Annotated in this window: 20 protein-coding genes; 11 read left to right on the top strand and 9 right to left on the bottom strand. The window is 74.5% G+C overall.

Features of this window, described 5'->3' with window-relative positions; genetic code table 11:
- Positions 1-11: 11 nt before the first annotated feature.
- From GA0070611_RS08725 to GA0070611_RS08715, 3 genes are read right to left on the bottom strand one after another with little or no spacing between them, the layout of a single operon-like run.
- Entirely contained in the window at positions 12-1,049 is a 1,038-nt protein-coding gene (locus GA0070611_RS08725) for an SRPBCC domain-containing protein (RefSeq protein WP_091660567.1), read from the bottom strand.
- Positions 1,050-1,100: 51 nt separating this feature from the next.
- Positions 1,101-1,733: a GNAT family N-acetyltransferase gene (locus tag GA0070611_RS08720; RefSeq protein WP_091660563.1), complete on the bottom strand. Its 633-nt coding sequence runs from the start codon at positions 1,731-1,733 to the stop codon at positions 1,101-1,103.
- A 45-nt stretch (positions 1,734-1,778) separates the two neighbouring features.
- Complete coding sequence (locus GA0070611_RS08715; RefSeq protein ID WP_091660559.1) at positions 1,779-2,120, bottom strand: MmcQ/YjbR family DNA-binding protein; 342 nt, start codon at positions 2,118-2,120, stop codon at positions 1,779-1,781.
- Between the two features lie 57 nt (positions 2,121-2,177).
- On the opposite strand from GA0070611_RS08715, the gene GA0070611_RS08710 reads away from it, so the two are divergent.
- On the top strand, positions 2,178-2,756 hold the full coding sequence (locus GA0070611_RS08710) for a hypothetical protein (RefSeq protein ID WP_091672672.1): 579 nt from the start codon (positions 2,178-2,180) through the stop codon (positions 2,754-2,756).
- Here GA0070611_RS08710 and GA0070611_RS08705 read toward each other — a convergent pair.
- The gene (locus GA0070611_RS08705) at positions 2,720-3,340 is read right to left on the bottom strand and encodes an acyl-CoA-like ligand-binding transcription factor (RefSeq protein ID WP_091660554.1); all 621 of its coding nucleotides are present in this window, start codon (positions 3,338-3,340) and stop codon (positions 2,720-2,722) included. The genes GA0070611_RS08710 and GA0070611_RS08705 overlap by 37 nt on opposite strands.
- 106 nt (positions 3,341-3,446) lie before the next feature.
- On the opposite strand from GA0070611_RS08705, the gene GA0070611_RS08700 reads away from it, so the two are divergent.
- On the top strand, positions 3,447-3,914 hold the full coding sequence (locus GA0070611_RS08700; protein ID WP_231921379.1) for a MarR family winged helix-turn-helix transcriptional regulator: 468 nt from the start codon (positions 3,447-3,449) through the stop codon (positions 3,912-3,914).
- Positions 3,911-5,551 carry an MDR family MFS transporter gene (locus GA0070611_RS08695; RefSeq protein WP_091660544.1) on the top strand — a complete coding sequence of 547 codons (1,641 nt, stop codon included), beginning with the start codon at positions 3,911-3,913 and terminating at the stop codon, positions 5,549-5,551. The genes GA0070611_RS08700 and GA0070611_RS08695 overlap by 4 nt, the downstream gene beginning before the upstream one ends.
- Positions 5,552-5,603: 52 nt before the next feature.
- On the opposite strand, the gene GA0070611_RS08690 is transcribed toward GA0070611_RS08695, so the two are convergent.
- Together GA0070611_RS08690 and GA0070611_RS08685 are read right to left on the bottom strand one after the other, a co-directional pair.
- On the bottom strand, positions 5,604-7,706 hold the full coding sequence (locus GA0070611_RS08690; protein WP_091660540.1) for a cellulose binding domain-containing protein: 2,103 nt from the start codon (positions 7,704-7,706) through the stop codon (positions 5,604-5,606).
- Positions 7,707-7,941: 235 nt separating this feature from the next.
- Entirely contained in the window at positions 7,942-9,246 is a 1,305-nt protein-coding gene (locus tag GA0070611_RS08685) for a hypothetical protein (protein ID WP_091660536.1), read from the bottom strand.
- A gap of 133 nt (positions 9,247-9,379) precedes the next feature.
- On the opposite strand from GA0070611_RS08685, the gene GA0070611_RS08680 reads away from it, so the two are divergent.
- The gene (locus tag GA0070611_RS08680) at positions 9,380-10,144 is read left to right on the top strand and encodes a lytic polysaccharide monooxygenase (RefSeq protein WP_091660534.1); all 765 of its coding nucleotides are present in this window, start codon (positions 9,380-9,382) and stop codon (positions 10,142-10,144) included.
- Positions 10,129-10,761, top strand: a complete 633-nt coding sequence (locus GA0070611_RS08675; RefSeq protein ID WP_407940416.1) for a DUF305 domain-containing protein — start codon at positions 10,129-10,131, stop codon at positions 10,759-10,761. Before GA0070611_RS08680 ends, GA0070611_RS08675 begins: the two co-directional genes overlap by 16 nt.
- Position 10,762: 1 nt before the next feature.
- On the opposite strand, the gene GA0070611_RS08670 is transcribed toward GA0070611_RS08675, so the two are convergent.
- On the bottom strand, positions 10,763-11,317 hold the full coding sequence (locus GA0070611_RS08670) for an anthrone oxygenase family protein (RefSeq protein WP_091660531.1): 555 nt from the start codon (positions 11,315-11,317) through the stop codon (positions 10,763-10,765).
- A 44-nt stretch (positions 11,318-11,361) separates the two neighbouring features.
- Between GA0070611_RS08670 and GA0070611_RS08665 the strand changes: the two genes are divergently transcribed.
- Positions 11,362-12,294, top strand: coding sequence for an AraC family transcriptional regulator (locus GA0070611_RS08665; protein WP_091660527.1), 933 nt, complete (start codon positions 11,362-11,364; stop codon positions 12,292-12,294).
- A gap of 154 nt (positions 12,295-12,448) precedes the next feature.
- Positions 12,449-14,035 carry a DHA2 family efflux MFS transporter permease subunit gene (locus GA0070611_RS08660; RefSeq protein WP_091660522.1) on the top strand — a complete coding sequence of 529 codons (1,587 nt, stop codon included), beginning with the start codon at positions 12,449-12,451 and terminating at the stop codon, positions 14,033-14,035.
- Between the two features lie 64 nt (positions 14,036-14,099).
- Here the strand turns inward: GA0070611_RS08660 and GA0070611_RS08655 are convergent, their stop codons facing one another.
- Positions 14,100-14,753, bottom strand: a complete 654-nt coding sequence (locus GA0070611_RS08655) for a C39 family peptidase (protein ID WP_091660518.1) — start codon at positions 14,751-14,753, stop codon at positions 14,100-14,102.
- A 927-nt stretch (positions 14,754-15,680) separates the two neighbouring features.
- Here GA0070611_RS08655 and GA0070611_RS08650 point away from each other — a divergent pair.
- From GA0070611_RS08650 to GA0070611_RS08635, 4 genes are all read left to right on the top strand, one after another.
- Positions 15,681-16,181 (top strand): molybdenum cofactor biosysynthesis protein, encoded by a 501-nt coding sequence (locus tag GA0070611_RS08650; protein WP_091660513.1) that lies wholly within the window; start codon positions 15,681-15,683, stop codon positions 16,179-16,181.
- A 31-nt stretch (positions 16,182-16,212) separates the two neighbouring features.
- Positions 16,213-17,316: a PIN domain-containing protein gene (locus tag GA0070611_RS08645; protein ID WP_091660509.1), complete on the top strand. Its 1,104-nt coding sequence runs from the start codon at positions 16,213-16,215 to the stop codon at positions 17,314-17,316.
- Positions 17,317-17,495: 179 nt separating this feature from the next.
- Positions 17,496-17,933, top strand: coding sequence for a cold-shock protein (locus GA0070611_RS08640; RefSeq protein WP_231921378.1), 438 nt, complete (start codon positions 17,496-17,498; stop codon positions 17,931-17,933).
- Between the two features lie 166 nt (positions 17,934-18,099).
- Positions 18,100-18,675 carry a sigma-70 family RNA polymerase sigma factor gene (locus tag GA0070611_RS08635; protein WP_091660505.1) on the top strand — a complete coding sequence of 192 codons (576 nt, stop codon included), beginning with the start codon at positions 18,100-18,102 and terminating at the stop codon, positions 18,673-18,675.
- Positions 18,676-18,700: 25 nt separating this feature from the next.
- Here the strand turns inward: GA0070611_RS08635 and GA0070611_RS08630 are convergent, their stop codons facing one another.
- Positions 18,701-19,429 carry a zf-HC2 domain-containing protein gene (locus GA0070611_RS08630; RefSeq protein WP_091660502.1) on the bottom strand — a complete coding sequence of 243 codons (729 nt, stop codon included), beginning with the start codon at positions 19,427-19,429 and terminating at the stop codon, positions 18,701-18,703.
- Positions 19,430-19,515: the final 86 nt, after the last annotated feature.

The raw sequence follows: 19,515 nt of genomic DNA, 5'->3' as shown, positions 1-19,515 counted from the left end.
CCCGGCGGCGCTCAGAGCCCGGCGCAGGGGCTGCCGTCGATCGTGCAGCCCCGCGGCGCGGTGGCGAGCGGGTCGGGGTCGCGGACGTCGAACCGGACGGTGACCGAGGCGCCGGCGGCCGGCGTGGCCCCGGTGAAGGTGACCCGGGTCCCCTCCTGGGTCCACTCGGCCCCGTTGACGGTGCCGACGCTGGCGCCGCCGCCGAGCGTCACGGTCGCCGCCCAGTCGGCCCCCACGGTCGGGCCCGGGTTGGTCACCACCAGCTCGCCCCGGTAGCCGAACACCCGGTCGGCGACCGTCTCGTACCGGGCTGTGAGCGCCACCGGCGCCGCCGACGGCGACCGGGTACGCCCGGGCGTGGCCGTCGGCGTCGGGGACGCGCTGGGCGTGGCCCGGCCGGTCGCCGGTGGGCGGCGGGTCGGGGTGGCCACCGGGGTCGGCGCGGCGACGCTCGGCATCCGCAGTGGCGCCGCCTCCGGGACGCGGGCGGGCGGCGGTGGGTCCGGACGGGCCGCCCACAGCCCCGCCCCGCCGGCCAGGGCGAGGCAGCCCAGTCCGGCGGCGAGCAGCACCCGACGCCGGCCGTTGCCGACGCGCGGGCGGAGCACCGGCAGCTCCCGGGTCAGCGCGTCCTCCTCCCGGCGCAGGTCCACCTGCTGGAACGCCAGCCAGTCGAGGAGCGCCGGCAGCCGGACCGTGAGTGCCTGCCGGTGCTGCTCGGCACGCCCCTCGGCGTCCCACGTGCCCTGCTCCAGCAGCTCGTGCAGGGCCAGTCGGCAGCCGTGCCCGGTCGCGGTGAGGCGGGCGGTCAGCAGGGTCTGCCGGGCGTCCTCCCGCAGCCGTGCCACCAGCAGCTCCGGCGCGCGTTGCGCGCGGACCTGCACCGCGACGTCGGTGTCGAAGCCGGGCAGGCCCGCCGTCCGCAGCACCAGCCCGGCGGCCGGCGCGGCCTCGGCGAACCACGTGGCGAGCAGCGGCCGTTCGGTCAGTGCGCGCCACACCCGGTCGGCGGGGTGGAACAGCTCGACGTCGGTGTCGATCTCGATCACGCCGCGACTCTACGGCGCGGTGCGGGCCGCCGGCCGGCGTGGGCGGGCCGGTCAGCGGGTGGAGCGGCCCAGGTAGGTGAGTGGACCCGGGTCGGGGACCGGGATGACGTGGAAGCCGAGCCGGTCGTAGAAGCCGCGGGCCCGGACGTTGGCGGTGACCATGCCGACGTGCAGGGCGGGCGCTCCGGCCCGGGCGGCGGCGGCGCGGAACGTCTCCAGCAGCCGTCGGCCGTGCCCGCGTCCCTGGTGGCTCGGGAGCAGGTCGATGTGCAGGTGGGCGGGGTGGTCGGCGAGTTCGGGCAGCAGCAGCCGTTCCGGACGGTGGTGCACGGCGATCATCTCCTCGTCCGGGGTCCGCGGCGGATGGGTAGGTGCCGGGTAGCGGTGCGCGAGGCGGGGGATCCACTCGCGACGGTAGGCGTGGGCGAAGGCCGGGGTGTCGGCGGTGCCCAGCACGTACCCGACCACCCGGCCGGCGTCCTCCAGCACGAACGCCAGGTCCGGCTCCAACGCCAGGTAGGGGCCGGCGAACAGGTCGGGCATGAGATCGTCGGTCAGCCACTGGCCGCGGGCGTCACCGCCCGCGTCGGCGGTGCGGACGCAGATGTCGTAGACGGCGTCGTGGTCGGCCGGCCGGTAGCGCCGGACGGCCACCGTGGACGGCGGCGGCGTCGTGCTGCTCATGCCCGGACCGTACGGCGTGAGACCGCTCTCACCGAAGGCCCGCGGTCACTCGCCCAGGCGTTCGCGGGCCAGGAACTTCGGCACCACCATCCGCCACGCCTCGCACACCAGCTCGGTCATCTGCTCCGGATCGAGCCGGTCGAGGTGGCAGCAGGCCCAGTGGAAGCGCAGGTCGGCGGGACCGGGCAGGAAGAACACCTGCGGCTCGGCGGCGACCAGGGCGTCCCGTTCCTCCTTCGGGTAGCCGAAGCCCATCGTCCGCTCGTCGCGGGAGAAGGCGACGTAGACGATCCGGCCCACCCGGAACTTGACCCGGTCGCGGATCAGGTGCTCGCTGCTGCGCGGCAGGGTGCGGGCGAGCGCGCGGACGTCGTCGACGGTGACCACGGGCCGACGCTAGCCCGAGCCTGTGACATGTCGGTGCCGGGCCGTACGATCCCGGCCGTGGGAAGCAGCTACCAGACCGTCCTCGTCGCCGCGGAGCTGGCCGAGGTCCGGGCCGGCGTCGCCGAGTCCGGGCAGCCCTGCGTGATCGTCCCGGTCGCCGCGGGGCGCTGGGCCGTGGTGCCCGAGCAGCGCGACGGGTACGCCGAGACCGACGAGCTGGCCCGGCTGGTCAGCCGGGCCGCCAGCGCGGTGGCGGCGTCGTTCGTGGTGTTCGACTCCGACGTGATCGTCGCGGTGCTCTACCGGGGCGGCCGCAGCTACCACGACTACCTCTCCGACCAGGCGTACCTGATGGAGATGTGGGACGACGACGACAACGAGTACCTGGTCGACCTGCTCGGCCGGCCGTACCCGCCGGGCGCGGAGCCGCCCACCGGGGCGCACGGCGCGGACGCGGACGCGTTCGCGCCGCTGGGTGTCGCGCCGGTCGACCGGGTGGCGCTGGCCGCCGCCCTGGCCGGCCCGTACGCGATGGCCGAGGAGCAGCACCACGCGATGCTGCACGCGTTGCGGGTCGACCCGCGGCCGGTGCAGTTCACCTACCGGGCGGCGCTGGCCTCCGGCCTGGGGGTCTGACCGGCCGGGGCGGCCAGGTCGAGGGCGGTCGCCAGGGTGTCGGCCAGCGGGCCGTCCGGGTGCTCCAGCCAGTGCTGCACGGCGACCCGCAGGGTGGCCAGGAAGGTGGCCGCCAGGAGCCGGGCGCGCAGCGCGTCGTCCGGGCCGCCGAGCCGGCGCGCGAGTTCGCCGGCCAGCTCCCGCTCGATCGCGATGTACGCGGCGACCTGGTGGGCCACCAGCCCCGGGTGCCCGTGCAGCTGCCGGCGCCGGGTGAGCCAGGCCAACGCGGCGTCGTCGTAGACGTCGGCGGACAGGTGCAGCGCGGCGCGGCGGAGCGCGGTCCACGGCGGCTCGTCGGCGGGCCGGTCGCGCAGCAGGTCCAGCATGCCGCGCAGCCGCACGGTGTCGCCGTGGAAGAGGGCCTCCTCCTTGCTGGAGAAGTAGTTCGAGAAGGTGCGGCGGGAGACCTCGGCCGCGTCGGCGATCGCCTCGACGGTGACCCGCTCGGGGCCGTGCTCGGTGGCCAGCCGCAGGGCGGCCTCGTGCAGGGCGAGGCGGGTGGCCGCCTTCTTGCGCTCCCGCAACCCGCCGATCTCCGCCATGCGGCGAGCGTACGTGACCCGCTTCTCACTGAGCAAACTTGCCCGCTGCGCAAGATTCGTCAATGATTGCTTGAGGCAACCAACACCCGCCGCCGGAGGAGGACCCGTGGACAGCGCCACCCGTGAGCTCGGCTCGCGCCTGCACGACCTGCTCACCGGCGTACGGCTGCTCAAGCAGCGGCGGGCGGACGCCCGGCCGACCGTGCCGTTGGGCCTGGTCGGCCTGCTGTCCCACCTCGACCACGAGGCAACCGGCTGCCACGCCCGGGACCTGGCCGAGCGGACCCGGCTCGACCCGTCCACGGTCAGCCGGGCCGTCGCCGCCCTGGTGACCGACGGGCTGGTGCGGCGGCAGGCCGACCCGGCCGACCGGCGGGCCAGTCACCTCACCGTGACCGACGCCGGCCGGGTGGCCCTGGCCGACACCCAGGACTGGTACGGCCGGGTGTTCACCCGGGCGCTCGCCGACTGGACCCCCGACGAGGTGGCGGCCCTGTCCGCCGCGCTCGGCCGGTTCACCCGCGACCTCGAGGTCGCGCTCGCACACCACGACACCCTGGAGGACGCGCGATGAGCGCACCACCGACCACGACCGCGCAGCCCGCGCCGATGAGCCACCGGCGCACGCTGGAGGCGCTCAGCGGCCTGCTGCTGGTGCTCTTCGTCGCGATGCTGAGCAGCACGGTCGTCTCGACCGCGCTGCCGAAGATCATCGGGGCGCTGAACGGCTCGCAGACCCAGTACACCTGGGTGGTCACCGCCACCCTGCTCACCGCGACCGCGACCACCCCGATCTGGGGCAAGCTGGCCGACCTGTTCAACAAGAAGATCCTGATCCAGGCTGCCATCGTGGTGTTCCTCGCCGGCTCGGTGACCGCCGGGTTCGCGCAGAGCGCCGGGCAGCTGATCGCCGCCCGCGCGTTCCAGGGCATCGGCGTCGGTGGCCTGCAGGCCTTGGTCCAGGTCGCCATCGCGGCGATGATCCCGCCCCGCGAACGCGGCCGCTACAACGGCTACCTGGGCGGCGTGATGGCGCTGGCCACAGTCGGCGGCCCGCTGCTCGGCGGCCTGATCGTGGACACCTCCTGGCTCGGCTGGCGCTGGTGCTTCTTCGTCGGGGTGCCGGTCGCCGCCGTCGCGCTGGTGCTGCTGCAGGCCACCCTGCACCTGCCCACCGCCCGCCGGGAGAACGTGAAGATCGACTACCTGGGCGCGGGCCTGATCGCCGCCGGGGTCAGCGTGCTGCTGGTCTGGATCTCCTTCGTCGACAGCTCGTTCGCCTGGCTCTCCTGGCAGAGCGCCGCGATGGTGGGCGGCGCGCTGCTCCTGCTGGCCCTCGCCGTCTGGGTCGAGTCGCGGGCGGCCGAGCCGGTGGTGCCGCTGGAGATCGTCCGCGAGCGCACCACCGCGCTGGCGATCCTCGGCAGCCTCGCGGTCGGCATGGCCATGTTCGGCGGCGCGGTCTTCCTCGGCCAGTACTTCCAGATCGGTCGCGGCTACAGCCCCACCGAGGCGGGCCTGCTCACCATTCCGATGATGGCCGGCGTGCTGCTCTCCTCGATCGTCGCCGGCCGGCTGATCACCGCCAGCGGGCGGATCAAGCCGTACATCGTGGTCGGGTCGATCGTGCTGGTAGCCGGGTTCGCGCTGCTCGGCACCATCGACCACGAGACCTCGCTGGTCCTGGTCGGGGCCGCCATGTTCGTGGTCGGCGTGGGCGTCGGCATGACCATGCAGAACCTGGTCCTGGCGGTGCAGAACACCGTCGCGCTGCGCGACATCGGGGCGGCCAGCTCCACGGTGGCCTTCTTCCGCTCGCTGGGCGGCACCATCGGCGTCTCGGTGCTCGGCGCGGTGCTGGCCCGCCGGGTCACCGACCGGATCACCCACGACCTGGCGGCGGCCGGCTTCCCGACCTCCGGCGGCGGCGGGAACAGCAACCTCAACCTCGCCGCGCTGCCCGCGCCGGTGCAGCAGATCGTGCGCGCCGCGTACGGCGACGCCACCGGGCACATCTTCCTGATCTCCGCGGCCATCGCGGTGGTCGGGGTGGTGGCGGCGCTGCTGCTCCGGCCGGTCACCCTGCGCTCCAGCCTGGACCTGCCGGACAGCGGCCGGTCGGTGGCGGTGGCCGCCGACGCGGTCGACGGCGCGCCGGCCTTCGACGAGGTCACCGTGCAGGGTGGCCCCGGAGAGCCGGTACGCCGCTGAGCGAGGCGCCGACGGCCGGCCCACCCGCGCGGGGTGGGCCGGCCGTCCTGGCTCAGCCGAGCGTGGTGCAGACGGTGCCGTTCAGGCGGAACGCGGTGGGCAGCACGTTCGGCCCGCTGTACGCCCCGACGAAGCCGACACTGGTCGACCCGCCCCCGGCGGCCAGCGACCGGTTGTCGGCGGTCGGGGTCACCCGCACCGCGGTGCCGGTCTGCGTCCAGGTGGCGTTCCAGCCGCTGCTCACCTGCTGCCAGCCGGTCGGCCAGGTCCAGCTCAGCGTCCACCCGTCGAGCCGGTCCGGGCCGGTGTTGACGACGTCGACCGTGCCGACGTACCCGTTGCCCCAGTCGCTGCCCTTGGTGAAGCGGACCTGGCAGCTGCTCTCGGCCGGGCTGCCGGTGGCGAAGGTCAGCGGCGGCGACGACCAGGAGAGCCTGCCGGCGGAGTCCCGGGCCAGCACGTTGACCGTGTAGCGGGTGCCCGGGGCGAGGTTGCCCACCGTGAACGAGGTGCCGGTGGTCTCGCCGAGCTGCTCGCCGACCGCCCCGTTCTGCCGGTGCAGCTCGTACTTGGCGATCGCCCCGCCGCCCGGCGCGGGGGGTGCCGCCGGCCAGGAGATGGTCGCGCTGCGGTCGGTGACGCCGCTCGCCGTCGGCTGTCCCGGCGCCCCGGGCAGGCCGACCGCCCCGCCCGCCGGGTGCAGCACGAGCGTGGTCAGCGAGTACGGCGGCAGCGTGCGGCTGGTCGCGTTGCCCGACTGGTCGGTGGCGATCCCGGACGCGCCGTTGGTGAGGGTGTGTACGGTCGGCGCCGCGCCCGACGGGGTGAACCCGGCGTAGTCGATGCTCACCGGGTAGGCGTTCGCCGGGTCCTTGTTGACCAGCAGCACCGCCAGGTCGCCGTCGGGACGGCGCACCGCGTGCGCGGTGACCAGCGGCTGGTCGGTGCCGGCGCGGACGAACTGGCCGCCGGAGCGGGTGAGCAGGCTCATCATGGACAGCCCGTGGTACGGCGCGAACGGGGTGTTCAGCGGCGGCTCGCAGACCGTGCCGTCGGCGGTGCACCCACCGCTGGAGAGCAGCCCGAAGTCGTTGTAGTCGGGCTGCCCGGCCACCTCCGAGGGGGTGCCGATGCCGTTGTGCACGTTCCACCACTGCACCGTGAACACGCCCTGCTCCAGCAGAGCGCTGTACGCGTCGGCCAGGAAGAGCGCGCCCGGCTGGGTGTTCTGCCCGGTGCCGACGTTCAACTCGGTGAAGCTGATGCCGATCCGTCCGGCGTCCGGGCCGGCGTGCCGGGCGATCTGCTGGCGCAGCAGCCAGGCGGCGTCGGGCAGGTGCGCGGTCCGGGCCAGCGACTCGGCCGCGCTGCCCCCCGGGTACCAGTGCACGTCGACGAAGTCGATCTTCGGTCCGGCGATGTCCAGCACGGTGGTGTTCCACGGGCCGGGGTCACCGCCGGCGGTCAGCCCGTCCGGCCAGTTCGCCGGCATGGTCAGCACCGCGCCGACCTTGATCGTCGGATCGACCGCCTTCATCGCGTCGGCGTACGCGACGACCAGCTTCGCGTACTGGGTGGCGCTCTTGTCCGGGTGGTCGTCGGCCTCCCAGCCGGAGCCGTAGAGGCCGTTGCCGTAGTTCTCGTTGCCGACCGCCCAGTACGTCGCGCCGTAGCCCTTGGTCACGTTGGCGTACCGGACCCAGTCGGCGGCCTCCTGCGCGGTGCCGGTGCCGTAGTTGGCAATGATCATCGGCTGTGCGCCGACCCGCCGGGCGGCCGCCATGAAGGTGTCGAAGTCGGTGCCGGGCGCGACGTAGCCGCCCGGCGCGGTGTGGTCCTTCCAGTGGTAGATGTCGCCGTACGAGCCGCCGGGGTAGCGCAGCATCCGCACGCCCGCCGCCCGCAGCAGGTCGGAGGTGGCGGTGGTGCCGAGGTTGGCGTCCCAGATCGCGTGGTTGACGCCGAGCGCGGTGTCCGGCACGCGGGCCAGGCCGGCCTTCGCGTTCACCGTGACGTGGACCGGGTCGGCCGCCGCGCCGGCGGCGGGCGGGGCGACGACGGTGAGGCCGCCGGTCGCGAGCAGCAGCCCGGCCGCGAGGGCGGTCCAGCGGCGGTGGCGTGATCGGGGCGGTCGGGCTGTGGTGGGGTGGGTCATCGCGGGGTTCCTTCGGTGGGGCACGAGGGACTCCACCCGCCGGTGACGGCGTGCCCGGTGACGCGGCGAGGGGTGGAGGGGCTCGTGGACGTACTGCTCCGGTCTGCTGTCGCCGTCCACCGGATGACGCTCCCGGTTGCCCCTCGGACGACGCGTCGGCCCCGCGCGAGCCATCGGCCACCAACGATCCCACAGTGGTCGGCGGGCGATCAAGGCGGGTCGATGCGCTGCGGGCTCAGGTGTGCTGGCGCAGCCAGTACCGCAGCCCGCCGACCAGGCCGTGCGGCGGCGGCAGGGGCAGCGCGCGGCGCAGCTCGGCGTCGGTGGCCGGGCGGGCGGCGAGCGCGGTGCGCCGCAGCAGCGCCCGGTCCACGCCGAGCCCGCCGAGGGCGTGCACCAGGACCGGTCCGCGGGCGAGCAGGTAGCCGTGGGTGTCCTCGCCCCGCAGGTAGGTGAGCCCGTCGCCGTCGGGCGTGCAGGTGGCCTGGAAACAGGCCTGGTCGAGCGTGCCGGCCTCGGCGACGAGCCGGATCTGCACGCTGCCCGGCCCGTCGGAGTGGTCGGCGGGGGTGTACTCCAGGCCGGGCGGCATGCCGAGGGCGTGGGCCCGGTAGCCGGGCAGGTCGACGGCGAACACGCCCCGGTCCGTCGGCTGCTCCCCGCGTTCCTTCGCGGTCGCCGGCCGCACCGTCCGGGCGGCCCGCCGCAGCAGGTCGCGGTCCACTCCCGGGGTGCCGGTCACCACCACGTCGACGCCGCCGCGCGGCACCACGTAGCCGTGCTCCACCACCGTGCGCAGGTAGCGCAGGCCGCCCGGTTCCGGCGTGCACGCGCCGCCGGACAGGTGCGAGTCGACCGGCACCCCGGCGCAGCCGGCCCGGCGCGGCGTCCCGGCCGGGTACGCGACCACGGTGACCTGCCTCAGCGGTGGCTCGGCGGCCGGGTCGGCGGGCCGGAACGCGCCGGTGCCGAGGTCGCCGCCGTACGCGCTCTCGCTCGGCCGGTAGCCGGGGACCGCCACCACGTACGCGGTCCGGCGGTCGAGTTGCGCGTACGCGGTCCGGTCGGTGAGGTCGTCCGGCGGGCCCAGACGCAGCGCCACCAGCCCGGCCGCGGCGAGCAGCACCAGGGCGGCCAACGCGCCCCGCCGCTGCCGCCGCGCGCGCAGCAGCAGGCCGGCGACCAGGGCGAAGGGCACTCCACCGAGCACGACGGTCAGCAGGCCGTTGCTGCTGACCCGCAGCCCGGCGGTGTCGGTGACCACCCAGCCCAGCCGCCAGAGCACGGTGCCGACGCCGGCCACCAGCACCGCCCAGCGCACCCGCCGCCCCCGGGTGGCACCGAGCGCGGTGGCCGACGCGGTGGCCTCGGCGACCGCCCAGAGGGCGCCGACCAGCAGCGCCCCGAGGATCAACGCGGCGATCGCCACGACGCCCAGGCCGGCGAAGAGCAGGACCGCGAGCTGCGGCAGGATGCCGGGCAGGATCAGGCCGCCCAGCGCCCAGGTCGCGGCGAGCTGGGTGACGGCGGGTCTCGACATGCCCTGATCCTCTGCGCCGGGGGAGCGGACCACCTGAGCACCGATACTCAGACTTCTATAGATAGGAGTCTTTACTGTTAACAAGGTTTAATTTATCTTCGTGGTGTCTCTCCCCACCACAAGGAGTGCCACCATGCGTCGAAGAATCACCCTGCCGCTGCTCACCACGGGTGTCGTCGGAGCCACCCTGGCCGTCTCCGCTCCCGCCCAGGCCCACGGGTACGTCTCGTCACCCCCCAGCCGCCAGGCGCTCTGCGCCCAGCAACGGGTCCCCGACTGCGGCCAGATCCAGTACGAGCCCCAGAGCGTCGAGGGGCCGAAGGGGCTGCGCAGCTGCAACGCCGGCATCGCCCAGTTCGCCGTGCTCAACGACGACAGCCGTAACTGGCCGGCCACCGCGGTCGGCACCTCGGTCACCTTCACCTGGGTCAACACCGCCCGGCACGCCACCGCCAACTGGGAGTACTGGATCGGCAACACCCGGGTGGCCGTGGTCGACGGCGGCGGGCGGCAGCCGGACGCCACCGTCTCGCACACCGTCAACCTCAGCGCCTTCCCCGGCCGGCAGAAGCTGCTGGCGATCTGGAACATCGCCGACACCGCCAACGCCTTCTACTCCTGCGTGGACCTCCAGGTCGGCGGCGGCGGTACGCCGACCCCGAGCCCGACCCCGACGCCGAGCCCGACCCCCGGCACGCCGTCGCCGAGCCCGACCCCGCGGCCCACCGTCAGCCCGACCACCACCCCCGCGCCCACCGGCACCTGGACCGCCGGCCGGACGTACCAGGTCGGGGACGTGGTCACCTACAACGGGCTGACGTACCGGTGCCTGCAGGCGCACACCGCGCTGCCCGGCTGGGAACCGCCGAACACGCCGGCGCTGTGGCAGCGGAGCTGACCGGGCGGGTGCGGCCACGCCCGGCGTGCGCCGCACCCGCGCCCTCCTCGACCCTGTGCAGGACGTCCGTACGCCGACTGCTCGCCGCCGCCCTGCTGGCGTTGCTCACGGTCGCCGGCTGCGCCCCGACCCCGGCGCGTACCGCCGGACCGCCCACCCCGGCCGCGGTCAGCCCGATCGACGTGCTCTTCCTGACCATGATGGCGGCACACACCGAGCAGACCCTGCAGATCGTCCGGGTCGGCCTGGACCGTGGCAGCGACCCGGAGCTCCGGCGACTGATCGCCGCTGTCGACGTCACCGAGGCCGACGAACTGGCCACCATGCGCGGCTGGCTGCGCGAGGCGGGTCCCTCGGCGGCGGCCGCCGCCGCCCGGCACGACCACGCCGGGCACAGCGACGCCGCCGCCGGCCTGGCCCGGCTCCGGGCCGCGCCGGCCGGGCAGGCGGACGCGGTGCTGCTCGACGTGCTCGGCACCCACCAGCGTCAGGCCGCCGACCTGGCCCGGGCGCAGGTGCGCGCCGCGACCAGCGAACGGGTACGCGAGCTGGCCGGTCGGATCGAACGCTCGCGTACCGCCGAGGTCCGGCTGATGGCCACCCTGGGCCGTACCTGACTCAGCCGCCCGGCGCGCGGGCGACCAGCGACGCCCAGCCGAGGCAGCCGAGGGCGGCGGTGTTCAGCACCGCCCGCGCCACGTTCCACCGCACCCAGCCGCCCTCGAACGCCGCCCTCAGCCGGGCCGGGTCCACCCCGGCGGCGGCACCGGCGTCCAGCCGGTCGTTGAGCGGCACGTTCACCGCGACCGTCACGGCCAGCACCAGCCCGTACAGCACCAGGGCGGCCACCAGCCAGGGCAACGGCGTCCGGGAAGCGGCGGGCAGGTGCAGCAGCACCGCCGCCAGGGTGCAGACCAGGGCGCCGCCGAAGCAGAGCGCGAACCACCCGTTCAGGATGGCCTGGTTGACCGCCCGCATCGCGGCCACGAAGGCCCGGTCGTCCACCCGGGCCAGGCCCGGCAGCACCGCGTACGCGAACGCGGCGAACAGCCCCGCCATCAGTCCGGTGGCCACCGTGGCCAGCAGCAGCGTGGCGGCCCGCAGCCCGCTCACCGGGCGTACCTCGATCGTGTCATGGCCCCATTCCAGCCGGGCCGGGGCGACGCCGGCCATGGTCTAGACGCCCGCGACCATGCGCGGGCGTCTACGCTCGCCGGGTGGACGTGCTCGCCGAGCTACTGCGCGGCCTGCGGGCCCGGGACGCGTTCCTGCTCCGCACGGTGCTGGACCCGCCCTGGTCGCTCCGGATCCGCGACGCCGCGCCGCTCAGCGTCACCACCGTGGTCCGGGGCAACGCGTGGGTGGTGCCCGCCGCCGGCACGCCGACGGCGCTGGGCCCCGGTGACGTGGCGGTGCTGCGCGGGCCCGACCCGTACACCGTCGCCGACCGACCCGAGACCCCGCCACAGGTGGTGATCCACCCGGGGCAGCGCTGCACCACCCTGGGCGGGCGGGACCTCGCCGACTCGATGACGCTGGGGCTGCGCACCTGGGGCACCCGGCCGGACGCGGCGGCGGTGCTGCTCACCGGCACGTACACCGGTGGCGGGGCGGTGGGCGCCGGCCTGCTCGCCGCCCTGCCGCCGCTGGTGGTCCTCAGCGCCGACGACGCCGCCCCACCGGTCGTCCCGTTGCTCGCGGCCGAGCTGCACCGCGACCGGCCCGGGCAGGAGGCCGTGCTCGACCGCCTGCTCGACCTGCTCGTCATCGCCGCGCTGCGCCGCTGGTTCGACCGGCCCGACGCGGGCGCGCCCGGCTGGTACCGGGCGTACGCCGATCCGGTGGTGGGGCTCGCGGTCCGGCTGGTCCAGGACGATCCGGCCCGGCCGTGGACGGTGGCCCGGCTCGCCGCCGCCGGCGGCGTCTCCCGGGCTGCCTTCGCCCGCCGGTTCGCCGCGGTGGTCGGGGAACCGCCGATGGCCTTCGTCACCGGGTGGCGCCTCGCGCTCGCCGCCGACCTGCTGCGCGACACCGAGCTGACGCTGACCGCGGTGGCCCGCCGGGTCGGGTACGGCAGCCCGTTCGCCCTCAGCGCCGCCTTCAAGCGGGCGCACGGGATCAGCCCTCATGAATACCGGGCCGCGCGCTGACGCGTGCGCTGCGCCACGGGGCCGCTAAAGGGGACGCCACCTGTCGGTCTTCCTGGTTAATCTGCCTCGGCACGCCCCTCGCCGCGCCTGCCCCGATACGGGGGCGCGGTGCCGCCGCCACCCCGACCGCAACCGGCGAATCAGGAGACCGTTAGTGACCCAACAACCCGTCGCGACGTCGGACAAGCTCGACGCCGCGGTGTTCAAGGTGGCGGGAGTCGTCGTGCTCGGCGCGATCATGTCGATCCTCGACGTGACCGTCGTCAGCGTGGCGCTGCCGACCTTCCAGAGCGAGTTCGGCGCCTCGTACGCCCGCGTGGCGTGGACGATGACCGGCTACACGCTCGCCCTGGCCACGGTGATCCCGCTCAGCGGGTGGGCCGCCGACCGGTTCGGCACCAAGCGGCTCTACATGACCGCGCTGGCGCTGTTCACCATCGGATCGGGCCTGTGCGCCACCGCCGACAGCATCGGTGAGCTGATCGGCTACCGCGTCGTACAGGGCCTCGGTGGCGGCATGCTCATGCCGCTGGGCATGACGATCATGACCCGGGCGGCCGGGCCGCACCGGATCGGCCGGCTGATGGCCGTGCTCGGCATCCCGATGCTGCTCGGCCCGATCGGCGGCCCGATCCTCGGTGGCTGGCTGATCGACACCGCCAGCTGGCACTGGATCTTCCTGATCAACCTGCCGATCGGCGTCGTCGCCCTCGCCTACGCGTGGCTCGCGCTGCCGAAGGACGCCCCGGAGCCGTCCGAGTCGTTCGACTTCCTGGGCATGCTGATGCTCTCGCCCGGCCTCGCCCTGTTCCTCTACGGCGTCTCCTCGCTGCCCGAGGCCGGCACGGTCTCCGACAACGACGTGTGGCTGCCCATGCTGATCGGGGCGGTGCTCGTGGTCAGCTTCGTGATCTACTCGTTCCGGACCCGCCACCCGCTGCTCGACCTGCGGCTGTTCCGCAACCGCAACCTGAGCGTCGCGGCCTTCTCGCTGTTCGTCTTCATCATCGCGTTCATGGGCGCGGGCCTGCTCTTCCCGAGCTACTTCCTGCAGATCCGGGGCGAGGACACCCTCACCGCGGGCCTGCTGATGGCGCCCCAGGGCATCGGCGCGATGCTCACCATGCCGGTCGCCGGCATGCTCGCCGACCGGGTGCCGGTCGGCCGGACCGTGCCGTTCGCGCTGGTGCTCATCGCCGCCGGGTTCTTCACCTTCACCCAGGTCGACCCGCACACGTCGTACTGGCTGCTCTGCGGGTCGCTGTTCGTGATGGGCCTGGGCATGGGCGCCACCATGATGCCGATCATGACCTCGGCGCTGAAGACCCTGCACGCCGCCGAGGTGGCCCGGGGCTCCACGCTGGTCAACATCCTCCAGCAGATCGGCGGCTCGATCGGCGGGGCCGTGATGTCGGTGATCCTGACCAGCGAGCTGAACGGCTCCCGGCCGATCCCGGGCGTCACCGACCCGACGACCGGCAAGCCGCTCACCGAGGCCCAGCTGGCCATCGCCGGCCAGCAGCAGCCGCAACTGCTCGAGCGCCTCCCGGTGCCCCCGCAGCTGCTCGAACGGGGCCTGGACTTCGCCGCGAACTCCTTCGCCACCACCTTCTGGGTCGGGTTCGCGCTGGTGCTGGTCACCTTCATCCCGGTCGCGTTCCTGCCCCGCCGGCGGGAGCCGTCGCACCTGCTCGACGACGCGCCGGGCCAGCAGCCGCCGATGCCGGTCGCCATCCACTGACCCGACCGCCGAAATGGGCCCGACCCCTCGTGGGGGTCGGGCCCTTTCGTGTGTCGCGGGATCGTCAGGAGGCGGAGTAGCCGCGGGTGGCGATCCAGTCGGCGAGGTTGTCGACGCTGATGCGGTAGGAGGCGGTGTCGGGGTTGGCGGAGTCGGCGATGGTGACGGTCTTGCCGTTGTCCTGGTAGCCGACGACGCTGATGTAGTGGCCGCCTTCGAAGCTGTGGGTGGTGCCGTCGGTGTCGGTGGTGGTGCCGGCGATGTTGGCGACGACGGCGCGGCCGTCGTCGATGGTGCGGACGATGTCGGTGCGCAGGCGCTCGGTCTGCTTGTCGTCGGCCTTGCTGTCCTTGATCTCGACGGAGCGGTAGGCCTTGGTGCCGGTTTCCTTGTTGAGGACGGGGGTGATGTCGTTGATGCTGTTGGTGCCGTTCTCGGTGGTGCCCATTTCCTTGGCCATGGCGTCGACGTCGATGTTCTTGCCGAGCACGGACAGGGCGTTGCGGGTGGCGGCGGGGCCGCAGTAGTAGAAGTTCGGCTGGGCCTCGTAGTCGACCTTCAGCTCGCGCTCGCCGTGGCCCTTGCGGTCGGTGCTGACCTGCGTGGTCTTCTCGGCGGGGGCGGCGTGGGCGGCGATGGCCGGGCCGGCGATGCCTGCGGCGGTGGCGGCGAAGCCGGCGGCGGTCAGGACGGTCTTGCGCAGCAGCGTGGTAGCCATGATGAAGCCTTTCGTCCGGGGGTTGCGCGGCACCCGCGACAGGGGGGTGCGGTGGTGCCGCGGAAGGGGGGAAGTCTGGGTGGGCCCGGCGATCACTCAGGTGACCTGCTCAGGCGGCCCGGGGGTGTAACGACCGGCGGCGGGGAGTCATTCCCTCTGCGCTCGCCGGGTGGGGGTGGTGCGGTCCCGGGGGTGCCGGCCGGTGGCCTGGTCCTCGGGGTTCCGGGGGTGTAACGACGGCGGGTGGCCGGTCATTCCGACCGGGGCCTCACCCGGCCCGGGGGGCTCGGGGTGCCGCGCGGTCTGCCATGTTCAACGACCCTGCCCCGGGCATGATTCCGCCTGGTGAGTGGCCCCGCCCACGCCCCGACGCCCGGCCCGCCGCGCCACCCGCCCGAACCGGACATCCACCCCATCCGTCCCACAGCCCCGTCACCCTGCCCCCGGTGATCATGAAGCTATTGCCGGGGAATGCGCTTACCGGTGACAACAACTTCATGATCACGCAAGGCCAGGGGGTAGGGGCAGACCGGACAGTCGGCAACGCACCGCCGCGCCGGCCGTGCACGACGACTTTCGTGGTGAGTGGAACGCCAGGTACGTATCCGGGCCGCGGATACGTACATGGCGTTCCACCGACGGGCGATGTCCCGTCTGTGGTGCGTTGCTGACCGCCACGTCGGTGGTGCGGCCGTTGCTCCGCCGGGCACCCCGCAGCGCAGGGATCGTTCATGCGTTGGCAGGCTGATCTTGCACTCGGTGCTCGGACAAATGGGTGAAATAACCGCGAAGTGTGGACCACAAGTGCAAGATCGCTCGGCGCTCGGCGCTCGGCGCTCGGCGCTCGGCGCTCGGCGCTCGGCGCTCGGCGGGGCGGGCGGGGCTGAGTGCCGGGGAGGGGGCGGGGAGCGGCACTACACTCCGGCCATGCCGTCGATCGTCGCGCTGCTGGCCTCGCCCGTACACCGTCTGGTGGGCCGGCCGGCGGACGGCCCGGCGCCGGGCCCGCCCGGTGAGTTGGTCGACGAGGTGCGGATCCGGGCCGGCCTCGGCATCGTCGGCGACCGCTACTTCGGCCAGCCCGCGCACCGGAGGGCGAGCGTCACCCTGGTCGCGCAGGAGGCGCTGCCGGCCGGTGCCGGCCTGGCCCAGGTCCGGCGCAACATGCTCACCGCCGGCATCGACGTGGACGACCTGGTGGGGCGGGTGCTGGTGCTGGACTCGGGGGACGGCCCGGTCCGCCTGCACGCGCACAGCCGGGCCCACCCGTGCGCCTGGATGGACGTCACCGTCGGGCCGGGCGCCTGGCGGGCGCTGCGCGGCAAGGGTGGTGTCCGGTGCGAGCCCCTCACCGACGGCCTGCTGCGGGTCGGGCCGGTACGGGTGGCGGTGGAACCTGCCGCGCCGGCCGGGCCGCGCCGCCGCTGACCCCGCTCCGCCGCCCCGTAGGCTGAGCGGCGTGGACACCGAGGACCGGATCGCGCTCTTTCTCGACTACGAGAACCTGGCGCTGGGCGTACGTGATCATCACGGCGGGAGGTCCTTCGACTTCCGTCCGATCGCCGACGCGCTCGCCGAGCGCGGTCGGGTGGTGGTCCGCCGGGCGTACGCCGACTGGTCGTACTTCGACGAGGACCGGCGCATGCTCACCCGGTCCCACGTGGAGTTGATCGAGATTCCGCAGCGGATGGGCGCGTCGCGCAAGAACGCGGCCGACATCAAGATGGCGGTGGACGCGGTGGAGCTGGCCTTCGAGCGCGGCTACATCTCCACCTTCGTGATCTGCACCGGCGACAGCGACTTCACCCCCTTGGTGCACAAGCTGCGCGAACTCAACAAGCGGGTGATCGGCGTGGGGGTGGAGAAATCCACCTCGGCGCTGCTGCCGCCCGCCTGCGACGAGTTCCTCTACTACGACCGCCTGGAGGGCGTGGACGTGCCGCCGGCGCCGACCCGCCGGACCCGGCCGACCCGGCCCGCCGCCGAGTCCCGGCCCGGGGCCGGACCGCAACCGCCGGCCACCGCCCCGGCGGAGGAGGCGGTCACCCCGGTCGAGGAGGAGGAGGCGGCGCGGGACGTGGACAGCCTCGCGGTCCTGGTGGCCCAGACGGTGGCCGGCCTCCAGGGCAGTTCCGGTGGCGAGGTGACCGCCTCCGGGCTGAAGCGGACCCTGCTGCGCAAGGACCCCACCTTCAGCGAGTCCGACTACGGCTTCCGCACCTTCGGGGAGCTGCTGCGCCACCTCGCCGCGCAGAACGTGGTCGAGTTGGGGGAGGGACCCGCCAAGGGCGATCCCGAGGTGTCGCTGCCGGAGCTCGGCGACCGTGAGGCCGCCTTCGAGCTGCTGCGTACGGTGGTCGCCGAGCTGGCCGCCGACGGCGGTGCGGTGGCGCTGTCCGGGCTGAAGAACCAGCTGCGGCGGGCCCGGCCCGACTTCAGTGAGAAGAAGCTCGGCTATCGCAGCTTCCTCCAGTTCGGCAAGGCCGCCGCCACCGGGGGCGCGGCGGACCTGCGCTGGGATCCGGACGCCGACGACTACCTGCTGACCCCGCGCCGGGCCTGACCACGCACCCGCCGGGGCTGTCAGCCCGGGGCGGCTCGCCGCGTCGAGGTGGTGACACCGGCGCGGATCGATATCCTGCGGTCGGGGGCGGCGGTCGCCGGCCGGGAGAGGTACGCCCGGCTGCGCTGCGGCCGCTCGCGGGGTCGGTCGACGTCGAGACATGACGGGTGTGGGTGGGGATGGCGGAGATGGCGGCCGGTGAGCGGCTGATCCGGGGGCGGATCGTGCGGTTCGAGCGCGCCAAGGGCTACGGGTTCATCGCCCCGGAGGGCGGCGGCGACGACGTGTTCGTCCACGCCAACGAGCTGGGCGCGGAGGGCGACGAGGTGCGCAGCGGCACCGCGGTCGAGTTCAAGGTGCTCGACAGCGGCCGGGGCCCCAAGGCGTACGACGTCCGGTTGCTCGATCCGGTCCGGGGTGTCGGCCCGGCGGCCGCGCCGCAGCCCGAGCTGGGGCCGCTCGCCGACGACGAGTGCGACGTGTTGAGCGAGCGGGACTTCCGTACCGAGGTGACCGAGCAGATCATCCGGGTCGCGCCGAGCTGCACCGGCCAGCAGATCGAGGAGATCCGTGCCGGGCTCTGCGAGCTGGCCCGCCGGCACGGCTGGGTGGTGTGAGCGGTCCCGGGAACTTTCGCGTCGGTCGGGCCGACCAACCCCGCAGGGCGGTCGTCCATCCGTGGACGGCGCCGGGACCGGGTCGGAGGAGGACCGTGCAGATGAACCGGGCGGCGTCCGGACCCGTACCGTCGATCATGGGTGTGCCGACGACGCGGGCCGCACGATGACGGTGCCGGCCGACGACGCGCAGGTGACCCGGTGGGCGCAGCAGGCCGGCCGCGGTGACCAGCAGGCCGCGGCCGCGTTCGTGCGAGCGTTGCAGGGGCCGGTCTGGCGGTTCCTGGCGCACCTGTCCGGGCCGGGTGAGGCCGACGACCTGACCCAGGAGACGTTCCTGCGGGCCCTGCGCAACCTGCCCGGCTTCGCCGCCCGGTCCTCGGCCCGGACCTGGGTGTTCGCCATCGCCCGGCGGGTCGCGGTGGATCACCTGCGGGCCGTGGGCGCCCGGCCCCGGGCGGCCGCGCTGAGCGACTGGGAGTCCGCCGCGGAGGCGGCCGGCGCGGTCACCGCCGGCAGTGACGACGCGGTCACCCTCAAGCAACTCGTCGCCGCTCTGGCCCCCGAGCGTCGGGAGGCGTTCGTCGCCACCCAGGTGGTCGGCCTGTCGTACGCGGAGGCCGCCGAGGTGTGCGGCTGTCCGGTCGGCACCATCCGGTCCCGGGTCGCCCGGGCCCGGGAGGACCTGGTCGCCGCCTGGCGGGCCGGTGACCGCGCCCCCCGGGGCAGCCGGGTGGTCTGACCGCAAGTGGGTCGTCGTGCGCCCGTCAGGCCGCCCGGCGGTGCTGCGCCTGCCCGGGGTACGGCGGCAGGAGCCGCAGCGGCGCCGGCTCCCGGGCGTCCTCCAGCCGCAGCGTCCAGCCGCCGCCGGTGGCGCGACCCCGGCGGGGCGGCCCGTCGCCGGAGCGTCCGGCCGGACGGGAGAGCAGCAGCGTCACCGCCCAGCCGACCAGCAGGAAGCCGTGGCTGACCAGCCGCGGCACCGCCACCTGGCCGGTGATCAGGTCGTTCACCGACAGCAGCAGCAGGGTGGCGACGAAGGCGCTGAGCATCGGCAGCAGCCCGGTGGGGGCGGCCCGACGTACCGCGACGAACAGGAAACCGGCGCCGACGGCCACGTTCCAGGCCGCCGACTCGTGCCAGAGGTGCTGACCGTCGGTATGGCCGCCGGCGGCGTCCCGGCCGACCTGGGCCAGCCCCAGCACCAGTTGCACCGCGCCGAGCACCCCGAGCAGCGTGCGCAGCCCGAGCGTGACCCGGGCCCGCCGGCCCCGCCGGGAGGCCCGGCCCGTCGCCGCGAGCACCGCGTCGGCCAGGTCGGGCAGGTCCGGCACCACCTGGGTACGGACCCGCCGGGTCACCGCCACCGCCGCCGCGAACCAGGTCCGGCAGCCGGCGCAGCCGGCCAGGTGCGCCTCGGCCGCCCCGGTCTCGGCCCGGGAGGCCTCCCCGTCCAGCTGCGCCGACAGGATCTCCCGCCACTGCTCACACGCCATGTACGGGTAGTCGTCCCCGCCGCCCCGCGGGTTCCCGACCGTCCCCCGGAATCGGCCGGTCAGCGGGCAGCCGGCCGTCCCGCGGG

Source organism: Micromonospora auratinigra (genome assembly GCF_900089595.1).
GTDB classification, from domain to species: Bacteria; Actinomycetota; Actinomycetes; order Mycobacteriales; family Micromonosporaceae; genus Micromonospora; species Micromonospora auratinigra.
The sequence above is the reverse complement of the archived record's forward strand: the minus strand, read 5'-3'. Positions and strand labels throughout refer to the sequence as shown.